Origin of the sequence: Burkholderia singularis (assembly GCF_900176645.1) — a bacterium.
GTDB lineage: Bacteria > Pseudomonadota > Gammaproteobacteria > Burkholderiales > Burkholderiaceae > Burkholderia > Burkholderia singularis.
The window spans coordinates 65,371-83,558 of record NZ_FXAN01000109.1; the positions used below are offsets into that span (position 1 = coordinate 65,371).

General features: G+C 67.4%; 16 protein-coding genes, 1 pseudogene and 1 riboswitch. All 17 genes and pseudogenes read right to left on the reverse strand.

What is annotated here, in order from left to right; translation table 11 throughout:
- Positions 1 to 157: 157 nt before the first annotated feature.
- Entirely contained in the window at positions 158 to 988 is an 831-nt protein-coding gene (metF, locus tag BSIN_RS22535; protein ID WP_069233622.1) for a methylenetetrahydrofolate reductase [NAD(P)H], read from the reverse strand.
- Positions 989 to 1,006: 18 nt separating this feature from the next.
- Positions 1,007 to 1,360 (reverse strand): phage holin family protein, encoded by a 354-nt coding sequence (locus BSIN_RS22540; RefSeq protein WP_059516197.1) that lies wholly within the window; start codon positions 1,358 to 1,360, stop codon positions 1,007 to 1,009.
- A gap of 185 nt (positions 1,361 to 1,545) precedes the next feature.
- Positions 1,546 to 2,967 (reverse strand): adenosylhomocysteinase, encoded by a 1,422-nt coding sequence (ahcY, locus tag BSIN_RS22545; RefSeq protein ID WP_089342064.1) that lies wholly within the window; start codon positions 2,965 to 2,967, stop codon positions 1,546 to 1,548.
- A 34-nt stretch (positions 2,968 to 3,001) separates the two neighbouring features.
- A riboswitch (S-adenosyl-L-homocysteine riboswitch) is annotated at positions 3,002 to 3,110 on the reverse strand.
- A gap of 71 nt (positions 3,111 to 3,181) precedes the next feature.
- Positions 3,182 to 3,913 carry an RNA polymerase sigma factor FliA gene (locus BSIN_RS22550; protein ID WP_059516193.1) on the reverse strand — a complete coding sequence of 244 codons (732 nt, stop codon included), beginning with the start codon at positions 3,911 to 3,913 and terminating at the stop codon, positions 3,182 to 3,184.
- Positions 3,914 to 3,946: 33 nt separating this feature from the next.
- Positions 3,947 to 4,759, reverse strand: coding sequence for a MinD/ParA family ATP-binding protein (locus BSIN_RS22555; protein WP_089342065.1), 813 nt, complete (start codon positions 4,757 to 4,759; stop codon positions 3,947 to 3,949).
- Positions 4,752 to 6,869: a flagellar biosynthesis GTPase FlhF gene (gene flhF, locus BSIN_RS25625; RefSeq protein WP_143757520.1), complete on the reverse strand. Its 2,118-nt coding sequence runs from the start codon at positions 6,867 to 6,869 to the stop codon at positions 4,752 to 4,754. The genes BSIN_RS22555 and flhF overlap by 8 nt, the downstream gene beginning before the upstream one ends.
- Positions 6,866 to 8,968, reverse strand: a complete 2,103-nt coding sequence (gene flhA, locus BSIN_RS22565) for a flagellar biosynthesis protein FlhA (RefSeq protein ID WP_089342066.1) — start codon at positions 8,966 to 8,968, stop codon at positions 6,866 to 6,868. The genes flhF and flhA overlap by 4 nt, the downstream gene beginning before the upstream one ends.
- The gene (gene flhB, locus BSIN_RS22570) at positions 8,965 to 10,254 is read right to left on the reverse strand and encodes a flagellar biosynthesis protein FlhB (protein WP_173678739.1); all 1,290 of its coding nucleotides are present in this window, start codon (positions 10,252 to 10,254) and stop codon (positions 8,965 to 8,967) included. The genes flhA and flhB overlap by 4 nt, the downstream gene beginning before the upstream one ends.
- A 699-nt stretch (positions 10,255 to 10,953) precedes the next feature.
- Entirely contained in the window at positions 10,954 to 11,454 is a 501-nt protein-coding gene (locus tag BSIN_RS22575) for a VOC family protein (protein WP_059516186.1), read from the reverse strand.
- A 147-nt stretch (positions 11,455 to 11,601) separates the two neighbouring features.
- Positions 11,602 to 12,948, reverse strand: coding sequence for a DUF3443 domain-containing protein (locus BSIN_RS22580; protein ID WP_089342067.1), 1,347 nt, complete (start codon positions 12,946 to 12,948; stop codon positions 11,602 to 11,604).
- 19 nt (positions 12,949 to 12,967) lie between these two features.
- Complete coding sequence (locus BSIN_RS22585; RefSeq protein ID WP_069235098.1) at positions 12,968 to 13,483, reverse strand: DUF2844 domain-containing protein; 516 nt, start codon at positions 13,481 to 13,483, stop codon at positions 12,968 to 12,970.
- A 218-nt stretch (positions 13,484 to 13,701) separates the two neighbouring features.
- Entirely contained in the window at positions 13,702 to 14,406 is a 705-nt protein-coding gene (cheZ, locus tag BSIN_RS22590; protein WP_069235097.1) for a protein phosphatase CheZ, read from the reverse strand.
- 61 nt (positions 14,407 to 14,467) lie between these two features.
- On the reverse strand, positions 14,468 to 14,863 hold the full coding sequence (gene cheY, locus BSIN_RS22595; protein WP_059516180.1) for a chemotaxis response regulator CheY: 396 nt from the start codon (positions 14,861 to 14,863) through the stop codon (positions 14,468 to 14,470).
- 106 nt (positions 14,864 to 14,969) lie between these two features.
- Complete coding sequence (locus BSIN_RS22600) at positions 14,970 to 16,058, reverse strand: protein-glutamate methylesterase/protein-glutamine glutaminase (protein WP_173678742.1); 1,089 nt, start codon at positions 16,056 to 16,058, stop codon at positions 14,970 to 14,972.
- Positions 16,059 to 16,063: 5 nt separating this feature from the next.
- Positions 16,064 to 16,777: a chemoreceptor glutamine deamidase CheD gene (gene cheD, locus BSIN_RS22605; protein WP_069233616.1), complete on the reverse strand. Its 714-nt coding sequence runs from the start codon at positions 16,775 to 16,777 to the stop codon at positions 16,064 to 16,066.
- Positions 16,774 to 17,691, reverse strand: coding sequence for a CheR family methyltransferase (locus BSIN_RS22610; protein ID WP_089342069.1), 918 nt, complete (start codon positions 17,689 to 17,691; stop codon positions 16,774 to 16,776). The genes cheD and BSIN_RS22610 overlap by 4 nt, the downstream gene beginning before the upstream one ends.
- Before the next feature lie 13 nt (positions 17,692 to 17,704).
- A pseudogene (locus BSIN_RS26290) lies at positions 17,705 to 18,188 on the reverse strand (methyl-accepting chemotaxis protein); the annotation flags it as partial.

The following is an 18,188-nucleotide window of genomic DNA, read 5'->3' on the forward strand; positions in this document are numbered from 1 at the left end:
GTAAGCAGCGGCAGGCCGCGCACCCGCCCGCGCCGCGCGGCAATGCGCGTGCGGCGTGCCGTCTTCCGCTCACATGTAAAAAAAGAGGCGAAACCGGCTGGTTTCGCCTCGTCATTGCGGATGCACAACAGGGGGCTGTGGCCGCCGCCCCGCAAACTCAGAAGCCAAGCCGCTCGCAGACCGCTTTGGTCGCCGCCGCGCCGTTCAGCGTGTAGAAATGCAGCCCGGGGACGCCCGCGTCGACCAGCCGCCGGCACAACCCGGCGACGACGTCGGTGCCGAACGCGCGAATCGATTCCTTATCGTCACCGAAACTCTCGAGCCGGCGCGCGATCCAGCGCGGCACTTCCGCGCCGCACATCTCGGAGAAGCGCACCAGTTGCGAGAAATTCGTGATCGGCATGATGCCCGGCACGATCGGCACGTCGGCGCCGAGCTTCGCCGCATCGTCGACGAAACGGAAGTAGGCGTCCGCGTTATAGAAATACTGCGTGATCGCCGCGTTCGCGCCCGCCTTCACCTTGCGCACGAAGTTTTCGAGATCGGCCTTCGGCGAGCGGGCCTGCGGGTGGTATTCCGGATATGCGGCGACTTCGATCCGAAACCAGTCGCCATGCTCCGCGCGGATGAAACTGACGAGTTCGGACGCGTAACGCAGCTCACCGACCTCGCCCATGCCCGACGGCAAGTCACCGCGCAGCGCAACGATGTGGCGAATGCCATGCGAGCGATATTGGTCAAGAATCGCGCGCAAGCTGTCCTTCGACGAGCCGATACACGACAGATGCGGCGCGGCTTCGAGCCCCGCCTTCTGCATGTCGAGCACGGTGTCGAGCGTGCCTTGCTGCGTCGAGCCGCCGGCGCCGAACGTGACGGACACGAATTTCGGCGCAAGCGGCGCGAGCTGCGCACATGTCGTGCGCAGCTTGTCGACGCCTTGCGCTGTCTTGGGCGGAAAGAATTCGAAGGAAAGTTCGATCGGGTTCATGATGGATAAGCCCAACGGTCAGCCGATGCTGCGCTGGCCGAAGACGAGAGCGGACAGCAGCCACGACACGATGCTGTACAAGATCGAGCCGAAGAACGCAGACCAGAACCCCGACACCTCGAAGCCCTTGAGCAGCGATGCCGCTAACCAGAAGCACAGCGCGTTCACGACGAGGATGAACAAGCCGAGCGTCAGCACGGTCACCGGCAACGTGAGCAGGATCAGAAGCGGCCGGATGACCGCATTGATGAGCCCCAGCACGACCGCGACGATGAGCGCCGTGCCGAAGCTCTTGATGTGGATCGACGGCACCAGATACGTGATGCTCAAAAGCGCGAGCGCGTTGATGATCCAGGTCAGGATAACGGTCATGTAACAAAGCTCCTAGCGTAAGGCGATCGGGCCGTGCGCGTTCGCTCCCCGATGACGGAAAACGCGCGGGGCGCCGAGCGGCGCGTCCGGCATGTGCCACGCATGCGCAACGACATGCGCGGCACATGCCGGGCGGCTCGCCGCCCGGTGCCTGCGCGCCGGGTACGGACGGCGCCCGTGCGGGATCAGTAGCGATAGTGATCCGGCTTGAACGGGCCCGCCTTCGGCACGCCGATATATGCCGCCTGTTCTTCGGACAGCTCCGAGAGTTGCGCGCCGATCCGCGCGAGATGCAGGCGCGCGACCTTCTCGTCGAGGTGCTTCGGCAACACGTACACCTTGTTCTCGTACTCGGCGCCGCGCGTGAACAATTCGATTTGCGCGAGCGTCTGGTTCGTGAACGAGTTCGACATCACGAATGACGGGTGGCCCGTCGCGCAGCCGAGGTTCACGAGTCGGCCTTCAGCCAGCAGGATCACGCGCTTGCCGTCCGGGAAGATGATGTGGTCGACCTGCGGCTTGATGTTTTCCCACTGGTACTGACGGGTCGACGCGACGTCGATTTCCGAATCGAAGTGACCGATGTTGCAGACGATCGCGTTATGGCGCATCGCCTTCATGTGATCGTGGTTGATCACGTGATAGTTGCCGGTCGCCGTCACGAAGATGTCGGCCTTGTCGGCCGCGTATTCCATCGTCACGACGCGGTAGCCTTCCATCGCCGCCTGCAGCGCGCAGATCGGATCGATCTCGGTGACCCAGACGGTGGCGCCCAGGCCGCGCAGCGACTGCGCGCAGCCCTTGCCGACGTCGCCGTAGCCCGCGACGAGCGCGATCTTGCCCGCGATCATCACGTCGGTCGCACGCTTGATGCCGTCGACGAGCGATTCGCGGCAGCCGTACAGATTGTCGAACTTCGATTTCGTCACCGAGTCGTTCACATTGAACGCCGGGAACGGCAGACGGCCGTCCTTTTCCATCTGGTACAGGCGGTGCACGCCCGTCGTGGTCTCTTCGGTCACGCCCTTGATGTGCGCGAGGCGCTTCGAGTACCACGTGCCGTCGATGTCGAGATGGCGCGCGATCGCCTTGTAGAGCGCGACTTCCTCCTCGTTGGCGGGCTTCGCGATCGCCGAGCGGTCCTTTTCGGCCTTCGCGCCGAGGATCAGCAGCAACGTCGCATCGCCACCGTCGTCGAGAATCATGTTCGCGAACTCGCCGTTCGGCCATTCGAAGATGCGGTGCGTGAATTCCCAGTATTCGTCGAGCGATTCGCCCTTGAACGCGAACACCGGCGTGCCCGATTCGGCGATCGCGGCGGCCGCGTGATCCTGCGTCGAGAAAATGTTGCACGACGCCCAGCGGACTTCGGCGCCCAGCGCCTTCAGCGTTTCGATCAGCACGCCCGTTTGGATCGTCATGTGCAGCGAGCCGGCGATGCGCGCGCCCTTCAGCGGCTGCTGCGCCTTGTATTCGTCGCGGATCTGCACGAGGCCGGGCATTTCGGTCTCGGCGATGTTCAGCTCCTTGCGGCCCCAGCCGGCAAGCGAGATATCGGCGACGACGTAATCCTGTGCGGAATGGGAATCGATGACAGCGGCGTTCATCACGCCCTCCTTTCTAAAAAAGTTCTAGAAAATTGTGACGTGAGCGCCGTTCAAGTAAGCGGCCGGCAATGACGATGCCAAACCGCCTGGTTGACCGTTTCCGAGCCTGGCGGGCCGTGCCCGTCGCAACGCTCCTCGGAAACAGGAAAGGATTGTAGCAAATCGAGATGGATTTTTCCGCCGCGCGCGGCAAGCGCGCGCGAAGGCCGGCCGCTCAGCCTTCGGCGGCCACCCACGCCTGCTCGCGCAGCTTCGCTCTGAGCCGCGCGACCGCCTGGCTATGCAACTGGCACACGCGCGACTCGCTGACCTCCAGCACCGCGCCGATCTCGCGCAGATTCAGCCCGCGCTCGTAGTACAGCGACATCAGCAGCTTCTCGCGCTCCGGCAGATTGTCGATCGCATCGACGAGCGCGCCGCGCAAATGATCGTCGAGCAGCGCGGCGAGCGGATCGGCGTGATCGGCACGATAGCGGTCGAGGAACGGTTCGTCGTCGGCGCAGCGGTCGAAATCCTCGTAGTAGATGAGCTGGCTGCCGTGCAGATCCTGCAGCATCGCCTGATACTCGGCGAGCGGCATCTGCAGGTGCGCGGCGATTTCGGTTTCGTGTGCCGCCCGCCCAAGCCGCTGCTCGACCTGATGCACCGCCTGCTCGACCTCGCGCGACGTCTTGCGCAGACTGCGCGGCAGCCAATCGTTGCTGCGCAGCTCGTCGAGCATCGCGCCTCGGATGCGCTGCGTGGCGTAAGTTTCGAACTGCGCGCCCTGATCTTCCTTGTAGCGGCCCGCCGCGTCGAGCAGGCCGATCATTCCGGCCTGGATCAGGTCGTCGAGATCCACGCTCGCCGGCATTTTCGCGACGAGCTGCAATCCGAGACGCCGCACGAGCGGCGCATATTGCGTCAGCACTTCGTCTTGGGAAATCTTTCCTTGAGCGTTGTACATCGTGGCCTCTGTTCGTCGTGGCATTCGTGGCGTTCAGGCGGCCCGCGCCGCGCCGTGCCCGAGCGCCGGATTGCCCGTGCGGCCGCGCCCCGCGCCCGGTGTGGCGCGCATCGGCCAATACAGCAAATCGGCGGCGATGCGCCGGTAGTCGCGCGCGGCGGCGGCCGACGGAAACGCATCGACGACGGTGCGCGCAAGCGAACGGGCGCGCTCGATCAGCGGATCGGCGGCAACGCACCCGGCATCCGCGAGCGACACCTGCAAATAGCGGCCCGCGACGCCCGCGAGGTTTTCGTAGGCGGCCCGCGCGTCGGCGGTGCTGTGCACGTGGTTGATCAGTACGCGGAATTGCGCAAATGCGTGCGCGTAATGCAGCCGCTTCATCCGCGCGTAAGCTTCGGTGATCGCCGATGCCGATACGCGCGTGACGACGATCACGTCATGCGCGTCGCGCGCGAGCATCGACAGCGCGCCGTTCGCATCGGGCTGCGCGTCGATCAGCACGACGTCGGCGGCGCCGTCGGCGAGCGCAGCGCGCTGTGCGCCGCTGTAGCCGTCGCGCGCCAGCCGCGATGCCGCGCAGACCGAAAACCCGAGTTCGTGCCGCACCGGCTCGCCGTCGCGCAACCACGAGCCGCACAGCGTTGCCGCGATCGAGCGGACGTTCGCGCGCTCGTCGACGACGAGCACGTCCTTGCCGAGCGCGGCGAGCGCCGCGGCAAGGTTCGCGACCGCCGACGTGCAGCCGATGCCAGACGGCCCGCCCGTCACCACGACGAGCCGCGCGCCGCGCTGCGCGAGCAGGCGCCGCAGCCCCTCGGCCTGGTCGGCGATCCGCTTATCCAAAGCGGACCTCATGCGGCTCCGCGCCGGCGCGCGCGCTCAATGCGCTCAACATCGCCGGCAGGTCGTCGTCGCCGGGCACGAACGGCGAATCGTCGCGCGGTGCGCAGAATGCGCTCTTCAGCAGGAATTTTTTCGTCGCGACATACAGGTTCTCCGGCACCTTCTGGCCAGTCGATACGTAATGCACCGGCAGCTTGTAGCGGATCACCGTGTCGAGCGCGCCGCCCAGGTTGCTTGCCTCGTCGAGCTTCGTCAGGATGCAGCCGGCGAGATCCGGCGCGGCGGCATCAGGCCGGCCGGCCGCGCGGCGGTAAGCGTGAACGACTTCGTTGAGCGTATCGCCGTGACTCGTCGCGTTGAGCAGCAGCAGGCGCTGCACCGGCGTATCCGCGCCGTGCAGCATCGCGATCTGGTCGGATACCGCGCGGTCGCGCTGGCTCATGCCGATCGTATCGATCAGCACCATGTGCTTGTTGCGCAACTCCGCGAGCGCGAGCTGCAGATCGCCGCCGTCCTTCACCGCATGCACCGGCACGCCGAGAATCCGGCCGAAGATCCGAAGTTGTTCGTGGCCGCCGATCCGGTAGCTGTCGGTCGTCAGCAGGGCGACCTTGCTCGCGCCGAAGCGCATCACGCAACGCGCGGCGAGCTTCGCGGTGGTGGTCGTCTTGCCGACGCCCGTCGGCCCCATCAGCGCGAATACGCCGCCGCGCTCCATCAGCGCATCCTCGCTGCCGAGCACCGGCAGGTTCGCCGCGAGCACCGATTGCGCCCAGTCGGTCGCCGCGTCGAGCGTGCCGAGGCTGCCGCCTTCCGGCAGATGGTCGACGACGGTGCGTGCGAGCTGCGCGGAGAACCCCGCCGCGATGAGCCGCTTGGTCAGCGCGCCGTGCACCGGGCTGCGGCGCTGGCGCTCGTTCCATGCAAGGCCCGCGAACTGTTCGTCCATTCGCTCGCGCAGCGAACCGAGCGCCTGCATCACGGTATCGTTGACGACGCGTTCGAGCCGCGCGTTCACCGCATCCGCGACGCTGAGCGCCGTATCGTGCGGCTCGTGCAGGCCGGCTGGCTTCGATTTCTGCAGGGACGCGCCGGCCGCGGCCGGCATCCGGCGCGCGACGTTGCGCACGATGTCGCGCGCCCAGACGGGCGGCTCGCCCGCCGACGCAAGCGATTCACGCGACGCGGCGGCGCCTGCCGTCGCCGCGCGCGGGCCTGTGCCCGTGCTGGACGGCTTCTCGTGCTTGGCCAGTTGTTGCGTCAGCCGCTTCGCGTGCTCGACGAGCCACGGTGCCGGTTCGGGCGGCGCGGCGGCGGGTGCGGCGGCCGCTGCGGGCGGGGTGTCGGCGACGGCTCGGCCGTCGTTGGCAAGCGGGGCATCGGCGGCCAGTCGGCCACGGACGGCAAATCGCGCGTCGGCAGCAGGCCGCTCGCCGGTTGCAGACCGGCTATCCGCAACGCCGCGGCCATCGGCAACCAATCGGCCATCGGCTGCGAATCGGTCGTCGGCTGCGAATCGGTCGTCGGCTGCCGAGCGCGCATTCGCGACGGGGCTGCCGTCGCCTGTCGCGCCATGCGCAGCGGCCGTCGGGAACGCGTGCGCACCGATTCCTGCGGCGATGTCGGTCATCGCATCGGCCGACAGGTCGGCGCTCGCGCCGAACACCGATGAGAACACGTCCGGCAGCCCGCCCGTCGCATACGGATTCGAATTCGCCGCGATGCGCGACGCCGGCGCAGCCGCCACGCCCAGCCCCGGCAGTGCGGCAGCCGAGGCCGGCGTCGCAAACGGCGCGGCGCTTTCCGACGCCGCCGCCGACAATGCCGGCGCCGCGCCGGGCGCAAGCGCCGGGCCCGCCGGCTGCACGGGCCGCGGCCCCTCCGCACGCACGCGCGCCTGCTGCTGCGCCTGCGCGCCGCCGTGTGCCTCGTCGCCAGCGGGACGGCGCGCCGAAATTTCCGCGAGTTCGTCGGCGGGCACCGCGACGATCTCGACGCGGCCGTCTTCGAGCGTCTTGTTGGACAACACCGCGGCGTCGGCGCCCATCGCCTCGCGCACGAGGCGCAGCGCATCGCGGCTCGTCGGACCAATGAATTTGCGAATGTTCAAGCGCTACTCCCGATGACGTTCATGACCTTGATCGCGCGCGTGTCCGGCACTTCGGCGTAGGACAGCACCTTCAATTGCGGCAGGCTGCGCCGCAGAAAGCGCGCGAGCATCGCGCGCAGCGCGTGCTGGACCAGCAGCACGGGCGGCAGCCCCATGTTCTGCTGGCGCAGCATCGCGTCCTGCGTGCCGACGAGCAGCGTGTGCGCGAGCCCCGGCTCGAGGCCCGGATTCGGGCCGGTCGCGAGCGCCTGCGACAGCACGCGCTCGAGATTGGCGTCGAGCCCCATCACCTGCATCTCGCCCGAGCCTGGATACCATTGCTGCGTGATCGCGCGGCCAAGCGCGAGCCGTACCGCGGCGGTGAGGTCGTAGGGATCGGTGAGGCGGCCGGCCTGCTCGGACAATGCCTCGATGATCGTGCGCATGTCGCGGATCGGCACGCCTTCGTCGAGCAGGTTTTGCAGCACTTTTTGCAACGTCGTCAGCGACACCGTCTTCGGCACCAGATCCTCGACGAGCGACGGCGCGTCGCGCCCGGTGCGCTCGATGAGCGCCTGCACTTCCTGCCGGCCAAGCAGCTCGGCCGCGTGCTGGACGACGAGGTGATTCAGGTGCGTGGCGACGACCGTGCTCGCGTCGACGACCGTATAGCCGTACACCTGCGCCTGCTCGCGCAGCGACGTATCGATCCACACGGCAGGCAGGCCGAACGCCGGGTCCTGCGTCGGCGCGCCGGGCAGCGCGGCCGTCACCTGCCCCGGATTGATCGCGAGCCACTGCCCCGGATACGCTTCGCCAACGCCGACCTCGACGCCCTTCAGCGCGATCCGGTATGCGTTCGGCCGCAGTTCGAGGTTGTCGCGGATATGGATGACGGGCGGCAAGAAGCCGATTTCCTGAGCGAACTTCTTGCGGATGCTCTTGATGCGCTTGAGCAGCTCGCCGTCGTCATGCTTGTCGACGAGCGGAATCAGCCGGTAACCGACCTCCAGCCCGAGCGGGTCGATCAACGTCACGTCCTCCCAGCTCGCTTCGTGGCTGTCGGCCGGCAGCGCGGCGGGCGGGGCGACGTCGGCGATCGCGCCGGCCGCGCGCTTCGCGGCTTCGCGCCGGGCCATGGTCCGCGCGAGTGCGAGCGCGCCGCCGCCGAGCAGCAGGAATGCGGCATGCGGCATGTTCGGAATCAGCCCCATCAGCACGATGATCGAGCCGGTGATCGCGAGCACGCGCGGGTTGGTGAAAAGTTGCGTCGTGAGTTGCGTGCCGATGTCCTGGTCGGTCGCGACGCGCGACACGATCACGCCCGCCGCGGTCGAGATCACGAGCGACGGAATCTGCGCGACGAGACCGTCGCCGATCGTCAGCAGCGTGTAGTTCTTGCCCGCCGCCGCGAAGCTCATGTCATGCTGGACGATTCCGACGATGAGCCCGCCGATCACGTTGATCGCCATGATGATGAGGCCCGCGATCGCATCGCCGCGCACGAACTTCGACGCGCCGTCCATCGAGCCGTAGAACTCCGCCTCCTGCGCCACCGCCTGACGTCGCTTTTTCGCTTGCTCCTCGTTGATGAGGCCGGCATTCAGATCGGCGTCGATCGCCATCTGCTTGCCGGGCATCGCGTCGAGCGTGAAACGCGCGGACACCTCGGCGATCCGCCCCGCGCCCTTCGTGATCACCATGAAGTTGATGATCATCAGGATCACGAACACGACAATGCCGACCGCGAAGTTGCCGCCGACGAGAAAATGGCCGAACGCCTCGATCACCTGGCCGGCCGCGTCCGGGCCGGTGTGACCCTCGAGCAGCACGATGCGCGTCGACGCGACGTTCAGCGACAGCCTGAGCAGCGTCGAGAACAGCAGCACGCTCGGAAATGCCGCGAAATCGAGCGGTTTCATCGTGTACATGCTGACGAGCAGCACCATCACCGACAGCGCGATATTGAACGTGAACAGCAGATCGAGCAGCAACGGCGGCAGCGGCAGGATCATCATCGCGAGGATCATGCAGATGAGCACCGGACCCGCGAGCGCGCGCAGGTTCGCGCCCGCGAGTAGCTGCGGGCGCTTCGAGAGGAAAGCGGCCGGCGTGCTCATGCCGCGCCTGCGGCGTCGCCGTCGCGACGGTTGCGGTTTTCCCGGCCTGCGCGGCTTTCATCGTCGGCCATACGGCGCATGCCGCGCCCATGATCGCCGTCCGCGCCGCCGAGCGCATCTTCGGCCTCCTCGCGCTCGTCTTCGGACGCCACGCGCGCGCCCTTGTCGAGTTCGGCGGGCACGTCGAGATCGACCGGCATCGCGGGCGCCTCGCCGCCTTGTGCATGAAAGCGCTTCAGTTGATACACCCACGCAAGCACTTCCGCGACGGCCGCATAGAGCGCGCCCGGAATCTCGCGTTCGAGTTCGACGTGGTGATAGAGCGCACGCGCGAGCGGCGGCGCTTCGAGCAGCGGCACGCGGTGCTCGGCCGCCAGCTCGCGAATCCGCGCGGCGACGAGATTCACGCCTTTCGCGACCACCTTCGGCGCGCGCATCTCGCCATCCGTGTATTTGAGCGCGACCGCGAAATGCGTCGGGTTCGTGACCACGACGTCGGCCGTCGGCACGTTCGCCATCATCCGGCGGCGCGCCAGCGCGCGCTGCTGCTGGCGGATCCGCCCCTTCACATGCGGATCGCCCTCGTTTTCGCGATGCTCGCGCTTCACCTCTTCCTTCGTCATCCGCAACTTTTTGTCGTGCTGCCAGAGTTGGTACGGCACATCGAGGCCCGCGACGACGAGCATCCCCGCAACCGTCATCCCGCAGCACACGGCGACGAGATGCAGCGCGTCGGCCAGCGCCTGCACGAGCGGCTGCGACACGAGACCGAGCAGATCGTCTTTCGCACGCCAGATCGCGACACCGCCGATCACGCCGACAACGAGCGTTTTCGCGATCGCCATTCCAAGCTGGATCAGGCCGCGCATCGAAAAAATGCGGCCGAGGCCCGCCAGCGGATTCAGCCGTTCGAGCTTCAGCTCGAAGGTCTTTGTCGATATCAGCCAGCCGCCGAGCGCGAGCGGCGCGGCGAGCGCAGCGATGCCCGTCAACGCGAGCACCGGCGCGAGCGCGTACAGCCCTTCGGCGCCCGCGCGGCCGGCGTCGGCAAGCATGCGGCTGGTGTCGAACGCGCGGGCGCGGTCGAACGAGAATGCCGCCGTGAGCATCGTGCACAGGTGCGCGCCGATCGGCGCCGCGAGCAGCCACGCGCCGTAAAAGCCCGCCGACAGCAGCGCGAACGACGCCAGCTCGCGCGAACGCGCGACCTGCCCTTCATCGCGCGCTTTCTCGCGGCGTTTCGGGGTGGCGGCTTCTGTCCGGTCGAGATCGCTGTCCTCTGCCACGCGGGCCTCCATGCGGGCGCGGCGGGCTGCCGCTTGCCAGTGACGACGATTATTCCCGCGCGCGTCAATCGGCGATCGGTCGAGCAAAGCAGGGAAACGGGGGTATTTCTCCGGATCGGGAAAACGGGCGCGGCGGCATGCAAGCGACGAAATGTGCCGGCGCTAATCCGGCCGACGGGGCACAACGCTCGGCGGACCGGTCCGGCAGACCGGCGTCACCGGCATGCATCCCTGGGTGGGCGATCGACGGGGCGTGCGGCGAGCGGGGCGGAGCGCATGTGCGATGAGCGGCGTCCCGCGGATTGCGCGCGGCAAAACGCAGGGCGGTATGGGCAACGCCGCGTGATCGGCGAGCCTGTTGGTCTAGAGGTGAGGCGCGAGACGGCACGCGTCCGGCGGCATGTTCGGACTACGCCCGGCACAACGCAGAGCGATATGAACAACGCTGCGCGTTCGGCGGCCCCGTGTCTGACTACACGAGATGCACACGCCCGGTGGCATGCTCGACGAGCTTGGCGGGGTGAACGGACAGATGGGACGGACCGGTTAAGCCGACGGGTTGGGCGTGCGGGTCAAGCCGGCAGATGAAACAGGCTGGCGGCATGAAACGCCGCCCGCTCAGCGCCGTCGCCGAACACACGGCCGCGCGATAGCGTCCTGGCGCCCAGGCATGCCGCCGCTGGCGGCCGCCCGGCCCGCTCAGCCGCCCGCCGCCCGTTGCAGCGCGGCAAGATCGATTTTCTTCATCTGCATCAGCGCTTGCATTGCGCGCGCCGCGCGTTCGGGATCGGCATCCGCAACGAGCGCCGGCAACTGCTCCGGCACGATCTGCCACGACAGGCCGAAGCGATCCTTGAGCCAGCCGCATTGCTGCGCGCGTGCATCGCCGCCTTCGGACAGCTTGTCCCAGTAGTAATCGATTTCGTCCTGCGTCGCGCAGTTGACCACGAACGACACGGCCGGATTGAACTGAAACACCGGTCCGCCATTGAGCGCGACGAAGCCTTGGCCGTCCAGCTCGAAGGCAACCGTCATCACGGCGCCTTCTTCCTGGTTGGACACCCGCGCGCTGGCTTTGTCATACCGGGCGACGCGCGTGATTCGCGCGTTGTCGAACACGGATATGTAGAACGTCACCGCTTCCTCGGCATTGCGGTCGAACCACAGGAAGGGTGTGATGCGCCGCACGGACGCGGTCATGGCGCTTCTCCTCGTCGAGACAACTTAACGATGATAGGCGCTGGCCGCGCGGATTCCGTGCTGCGCCGCAAAAAGGGCACGGTCGCGCCCTTTTTGCCGTGAGCGTGAGTCGTCCGCCCGCCGGCGCTACCCGGCGGGCGCGCCAAGTCACGACGCGAACGCGATGAACGGCGCCGCGCCGCCGTTGCTGCGCAGATCCATGCCGAAATACAGCGTCTTGCCGAAGAAATGCGGCAGGCCGAAGTCGAGTGTCTGCGACCCGCCGAACGGCCCGCCGAGGTTCGCGATCGCGTAGGTGCTCGCGCCGAACAGCGCGTTCGCGTTATCGATCGAGATCGGCAACGACGCTTGCGCGCCATTCAGACCGGTGACGGTAGCCGTAATCGCCGTCAGCCTCGACGGGCAATAGAACGACACGTTGTTGCTGCAGGTCGGCAACGAGACGGCGGCGCTGCTGGTGGTGTCGAAGAAGTACGCATTCGAGCCCGAATCGAAGAACACCGTGCTGACCATGCGTCCGAGCAGCGTGCCCGTCAGGTCGCCCGACGTCGTCGACGTGAACACCGCCGCGTTGGACGGCAGCGCATTGTTCGTCTGCGTATTGATGCCGAACGTCAGCGTGCCGGAGGCAACGCCGTTTGCCGGTGTGGTGAACGCGACGCTCACACCGTTGTTGTCGGTCGCGAAGCGCGGCACCGGATTGGCGACCTGCTGCGACAGCGGCACCGCCGCAGGCTGGCAGCTCGAATTGCCGCCCGCGCACTCGTAGTAATTGCTGTAGAGCGGTGAAGCCGCGCAGTTCGCGCCGCAGTCGTAAGGCGCGGGCCCGATCCCGAGAATACCGTTCGCACCGAGATCCGCGACCGTGTTGGACGACGGGTTGCCGTTCGAACACGAGTTCGGCACGCCGGCCGAACCAAGATCGCCGATGATTTGGATCGGCAAGCCGCTTGCCTGCTCGCCGGCGATCTTCACGTCGGCGGTGCGCACCGTGCCCCACGTGTAGCTCGTCACGAACTGGCCGCACTCCGCGAGCGCACCGCCATTGCTGCCGGCGGACACGGGCAGGCTGCCGAGCACGCCCGTGGCGGCCGAGCCGATGAGCCGCAGCCCGTATGACGCGGTGTCCACGAGCACGTTGTCGATCGTCTGGCAAGCCGACGTGCCGGGCGCGCAAACGGTCACGCTGACGGTTGGCATGTTGACGACGTTCGCCACGCCCCTGCCGACGGTGATTGCCGCCTGATTCGATGCGAGCGGCGTGCCGCCGCCTGCCGAGCCGCCGCCCGTCGGGTTGGTCGCGCCGCCGTTCGAACCGGACGAACCGCTCGAGCCGGACGAACCCGACGAATTAGACGAATTAGACGAGCCGCTCGACGCCGACGTATTCGAGCTGCCGCTATCGCCGCCGCCGCACCCGGCAACGAGCACGGCCGTGGCCGCCGCGATGCCGAACGCGCCGAGCCAGCGAGTCAGAATGTGATTGAAGCGCAAGATTCGTCCTCCGTCGCGATCATTGGATGTCGTTGGCGGAGAAACCCGCCGGCAACGACTGCGGCAGCCAAGCCTGGCCGGAGAACGCACCCATGTGGCCGCCCGTGTGGACGACGAGCCCGCTCGTTTCGATCGTGGCCGGCGCGCGCGGCCCGCGCGCGTCGCGCGACGCCTTCACGCCCGCCTGGTACTGCGGGAAATAGCTGCCGAGCAGATCGGAGAGGTTCGGCACGACGGGCCCGCGCCACGACAGCGCGAACACAGTGCCCGCCGTCGACACGTACTCGCGCACGACCGTGCCCGAGCCGAACGTGGTTTCCCGCACCGCGTAGCCGGCCTGAGCCGACGCCGCCGCCGAGCCTCCCGCCGCGCGGGTGCTGCGCTGCAACGTGTGCACTTTCGCGGCCGAGTCGGCAGCGGGCGGCGTGATCGGCGCGCCGCCGAGCGCCGCATGAGCGGGCAATGCTGCAACGAGCCATGCGCCCGTGAAACCGGCCGCTATCGCGGCGAGCCGGCTTGATCGATTCAATCTCAACAATCTGCCTCTCCTCACATCCAGATCTTCGTCGTGAGCGCACGGCACGGTGGCCCGCGTCCGCCGCCTCGGCCATTATCGACAATTGAAATGAAAATAAAAGTTCGCAAGACCCCACGAACGAGGAGAGTAGTATGCCTGCCAATCGGGGCCGAATTCTACCGGCAGCAATCTCGATAATTGTTTTTTATTACGAACCGATACCGCCGGCCCTCCGGTCAAAAACCGAGGCTCGCGAGCAGATCGTCAACTTGCGCCTGGTCTTGAACGACGTCTGTCTTGCCTTCCGGGTTGATCTGCGGGCCGTTCAGCAGCGAATCCGGCGTCCCCGGCGCGCCCGCCTGTTCGGCGGCAAGCGCGGCTGCCGTCGCGGCAAACTGCTCTCGCCGCTGCGGCGCGATGTTCTCGACCAGCACGCTCAGCAATTGCTGTTCGATCAGGTAGACCATCTCCATGATCTTCTTGATGACCTGACCGGTCAGATCCTGGAAGTCCTGCGCGAGCATGATCTCGAGGAGTTGCGCGTTGGTCGCGCCGGTCGCCTGCGGCAACGCGCGCAGGAAGGCGCGGGTGTCGTCCATCAGGACGCGCACTTCCGCGCGCTCGATCGGCGTCTCGTACCACCTCGCCCAGCGCGCATCGAGCGCCGCCGCTTCCTCCTGCAGACGCGCCTGCACCGGTTTCGCGATCTCGATCGCGGTGAGCACCCGCTCGGCCGCCTGCTCGGTCATCGCGACGACGTAACGCAGCCGGTCGCGCGCGTCGGGCACCGCTTCCGCCGCCTGCGCGACGTGCTTGTCGAGCCCAAGTTCGCGCATCGAATCGCGCAGGGTGCGCGTCACCTGGCCGACGCGCGCGAGGATGCGGTCGCTCGCCAGATCAGCCGCCTCAATCGAGCCGGTGGATCCGGCCGCTTCTGTCATGTCGGCCGGCTGGCCGTGCGCACCGCCGACGGCGGGCGCCGCATGGGTCGGCTCGTTCACGTCAGCTCCCCGCCTTCGCCAGCTTTTCCAGGATCTTGTTGAGCTTCTCGTCGAGCGTCGCCGCGGTGAACGGCTTCACGACGTAGCCGCTCGCGCCCGCCTGCGCGGCCGCAATGATGTTCTCCTTCTTCGATTCGGCCGTCACCATCAGCACCGGCAGATGCGCGAGCGACGCATCCGCGCGAATCTCCTTGAGCATCGCGAGGCCGTCGAGATTCGGCATGTTCCAATCGGAGATCACGAAGTCGTAGCCGCCGCCGCGCAGCCGCGCGAGGCCGGCCAAGCCGTCCTCCGCCTCGTCGACGTTCGAATAGCCCAATTCTTTCAGCAGGTTGCGCACGATTCGACGCATCGTCGGAAAATCGTCCACCACCAGTATCTTCATGCTCTTGTCCATCTTCTGTTCCTTTCCAGATTCGAATTCCGTGACCGGGGTTTTGCCGTGATGCCGGTCGCGCCGCCGCAGGCTCCGCCGGATCGGCGCGCCGCCCGGCGCACTCGCGCTACACGCGCTGCACGCGCTCGCCCATCGACGCGAGGCGCGCCATGATGCGCCGGCTCAGATCGGCAAGCGGCGAGATGTCGTCGACGCCACCCGCCGCAATCGCCTCGCGCGGCATCCCGAATACGACGCAGCTCGCCTCGTCCTGAGCGAACGTGTACGCGCCCGCCTTTCTCATCTCGGCAAGCCCGGCCGCGCCGTCGCGTCCCATTCCGGTCAGAATCACGCCGAGCGCGTTCTTGCCCGCGTGCTGCGCGGCCGAGCGGAACAGCACATCGACCGACGGCCGGTGGCGGTTGACGGGCGGCTCGTCGGACAGGTGCGCGATATAGTTCGCGCCGCTTCGCGCGAGCAGCAGGTGTGCGTGACCGGGCGCGATGTACGCATGCCCTGGCAGCACGCGCTCGCCGTGCTCCGCCTCCTTCACCGAAATCCGGCACAGCCCGTTCAGACGCTGCGCGAACGAGCGCGTGAAGCCGGGCGGCATGTGCTGCGCGATCAGCACCGCGGGCGCGTCGGGCGGCAGCGGCGTGAGTACTTCGCGGATCGCCTCGGTGCCGCCCGTCGACGCGCCGACGATGATCAGCTTCTCGGTACTGACGAGCGGGTTGTTCACGAGCGGCGCGCCGCCGGCGGGCTGCCCGGCCGAGGCCGCCGCCTGGACCGGGCGCGTGTGTTGCCGAACGCGTGCGCGCGACGCCGCGCGTACCTTGTCGGCGAGCTTTTCCGCGTAATCGAGCATCCCGTCGCGAATGCCGACGCGCGGCTTCGTGACGAAATCCACCGCGCCCAGCTCGAGCGCGCGCAGCGTGATCTCCGAGCCGCGCTCGGTCAGCGACGACACCATGACGACCGGCATCGGCCGCAACCGCATCAGCTTCTCGAGGAAATCGAGCCCGTCCATGCGCGGCATTTCGACATCGAGCGTCAGCACGTCCGGGTTGTGCTGCTTGATCAACTCTCGCGCGACCAGCGGATCGGGCGCGGTCGCACACACCTCCATGTCCGGCTGGCCATTGATGATCTCGGTCATCAGGCTGCGGATCAGCGCCGAATCGTCGACGCACAGCACTCGGATTTTCTTTTGCACAGTGTTCAAGCCTCCTGCTTTCCCGTGACGGACTGCGGCGCAGCCCGTGTACCGAACCTTTCCATGCGCGCTGGCGCGGCCGGGTGCGGCGCGCCAGCGCCGAACAGCTCGACGCGCGCGCGCGGGCCGCCGCCGTCGCGCGCGCCGCGCGCCGCGGCCGTCTCGCGGGCAAGCAGCGCCGCTTCACGCTCGGTCACGGCGGGCATCTGCACGCGCAGCTTCTTTACCATCGCCTGGCCGGTATACGGCATGAACGCGACCTTGCGCGGATGCACGCCCTGCAGATCCTCGGCACTCAGGCGGATGCGCTCGAGCGCGAGATAGCGGCGCACGAAATCGGCGTTGCGATCGCCGATGTTGATCGTCGTCATGCCGGCAAGCACCGCCGCGCCGCCGAACACCTTCGCCTCGAAGCGCTCGCGGCGCCCGCCCGCCTTGATCAGCTCGTTGATCAGCACTTCCATCGCGTAGGCGCCATAGCGCATCGATTCGGATGCGGCCGCGCCCGGGTCCGCGCCGTCGTCCGGCAGCATGAAATGATTCATCCCGCCGATCCGCGCGACGGGATCGTGCAGGCACGCGGCAACACACGATCCGAGCACGGTCACGAGCACCATGTCTTCATTGGTCGTATAGAACTCGTTCGGCAGCAGCTTCACGCCGCGCCGGCGAAAGTGCGTATCGAAATAGAGATTGGCCGCGATCGGCAGCGCGCTCATCGTGGCGCTTCCCCGCTCGGCGCCGCGCCCCGTGCAAGTTCGTAGACCGTCTGGCCGCGCAACTGAAACGCCCGCGTGACATACGAGAAGTTCTCCGAATGGCCGGCGAATAGCAGGCCGCCCGGCTTCATCAGCGGCTCGAAGCGCGCGAGCACTTGCGCTTGTGTCGGCTTGTCGAAGTAAATCATCACGTTGCGGCAAAAGATTGCGTCGAACGGTTTCGAGAAACCGTAGTCGGCATCCGTCAGGTTGAGCTGCGCGAAGCGAATCATCGCGCGCAAATCCGGGCGCACTTTCACGCGCCCGGCCTGCGCGCCCGTTCCCTTCAGAAAGAAGCGCTTGAGCCGCTCCGGCGACAAATGCCTGACCTGCTCGAACGCATAGACACCCGCTTGCGCCTTCGCGAGCACTTGCGTGTCGAGATCCGTCGCGATCACGCTTGCCGAGCGTGCGGCATGCTCGCCCAGTGCCTCGACGAGTGTCATCGCGATTGAATACGGCTCCTCGCCCGTCGACGCCGCCGAGCACCACACCGATACCGGCGGCTCGCGGCGCTTGACGAACTCCGCGAGGATCGGAAAGTGATGCGCCTCGCGAAAAAACGCGGTCAGATTGGTGGTCAGCGCATTCGTGAAAGCTTCCCATTCGGCCGGATCATCATCGCGCTCGAGCAGTTCCAGATAGTCACAAAAGCGGGTCAGCCCGCGCGCGCGCAAACGCCGTGCGAGCCGGCTGTACGCCATATCGCGCTTATGCTCGGACAACGAGATGCCGGCGACCCGATGGATCAGCGTGCGGATCTTTGCGAAATCGGCCGACGTAAACGAGAAATCCCGTGCGGCGTCGCCCGGCAGCGCGAGCGGTTCGGGCGCATCAGGCACGTCGGAGCGAAGAGCGGCACGGGCGGGCGTCATGTCGGATCAGAAATCAAAAGGTTTCCCAATCGTCATCCGAGGAGGACGCGGCGAGCGCCGGCTGCGACTCGTTCGACAATACGGGACGCTTGAGCGCAAACGCCGATGCGGTTTCGGCCGGCTGAGCCGCGCTCGCCCGTTGCGGCGCACGCGCAGCCGATGCCGGTTTCGCGAGCTTGGGGGCATAAGCCGGCGCGGGCGACGCGGGCTTCGGTGCGGCCTCGCTCGTCTTCGCGAAAGCCGCCCGGACGGCTGCGCCGGCATGGACGGCTTCGGACGCGGGGCGAGCCGGCGAACCGGCGGCGCTCATCGCGGCTGCCGTTGAAGCCGATGATCCGGGCTGCGCGGCACGCGCGGACGCAGGCATCGCTTGCGATGCCGCGAGCGCCGCCGTCGCGGACGATACGGCCGCCGCGGCGGAAGCGGGCGTCGCATGCGGCGCGCCCTCCGCCGTCGAAACCGACGGCGGGCGCGGCCCGGCCGCACCCGTCCTGTCG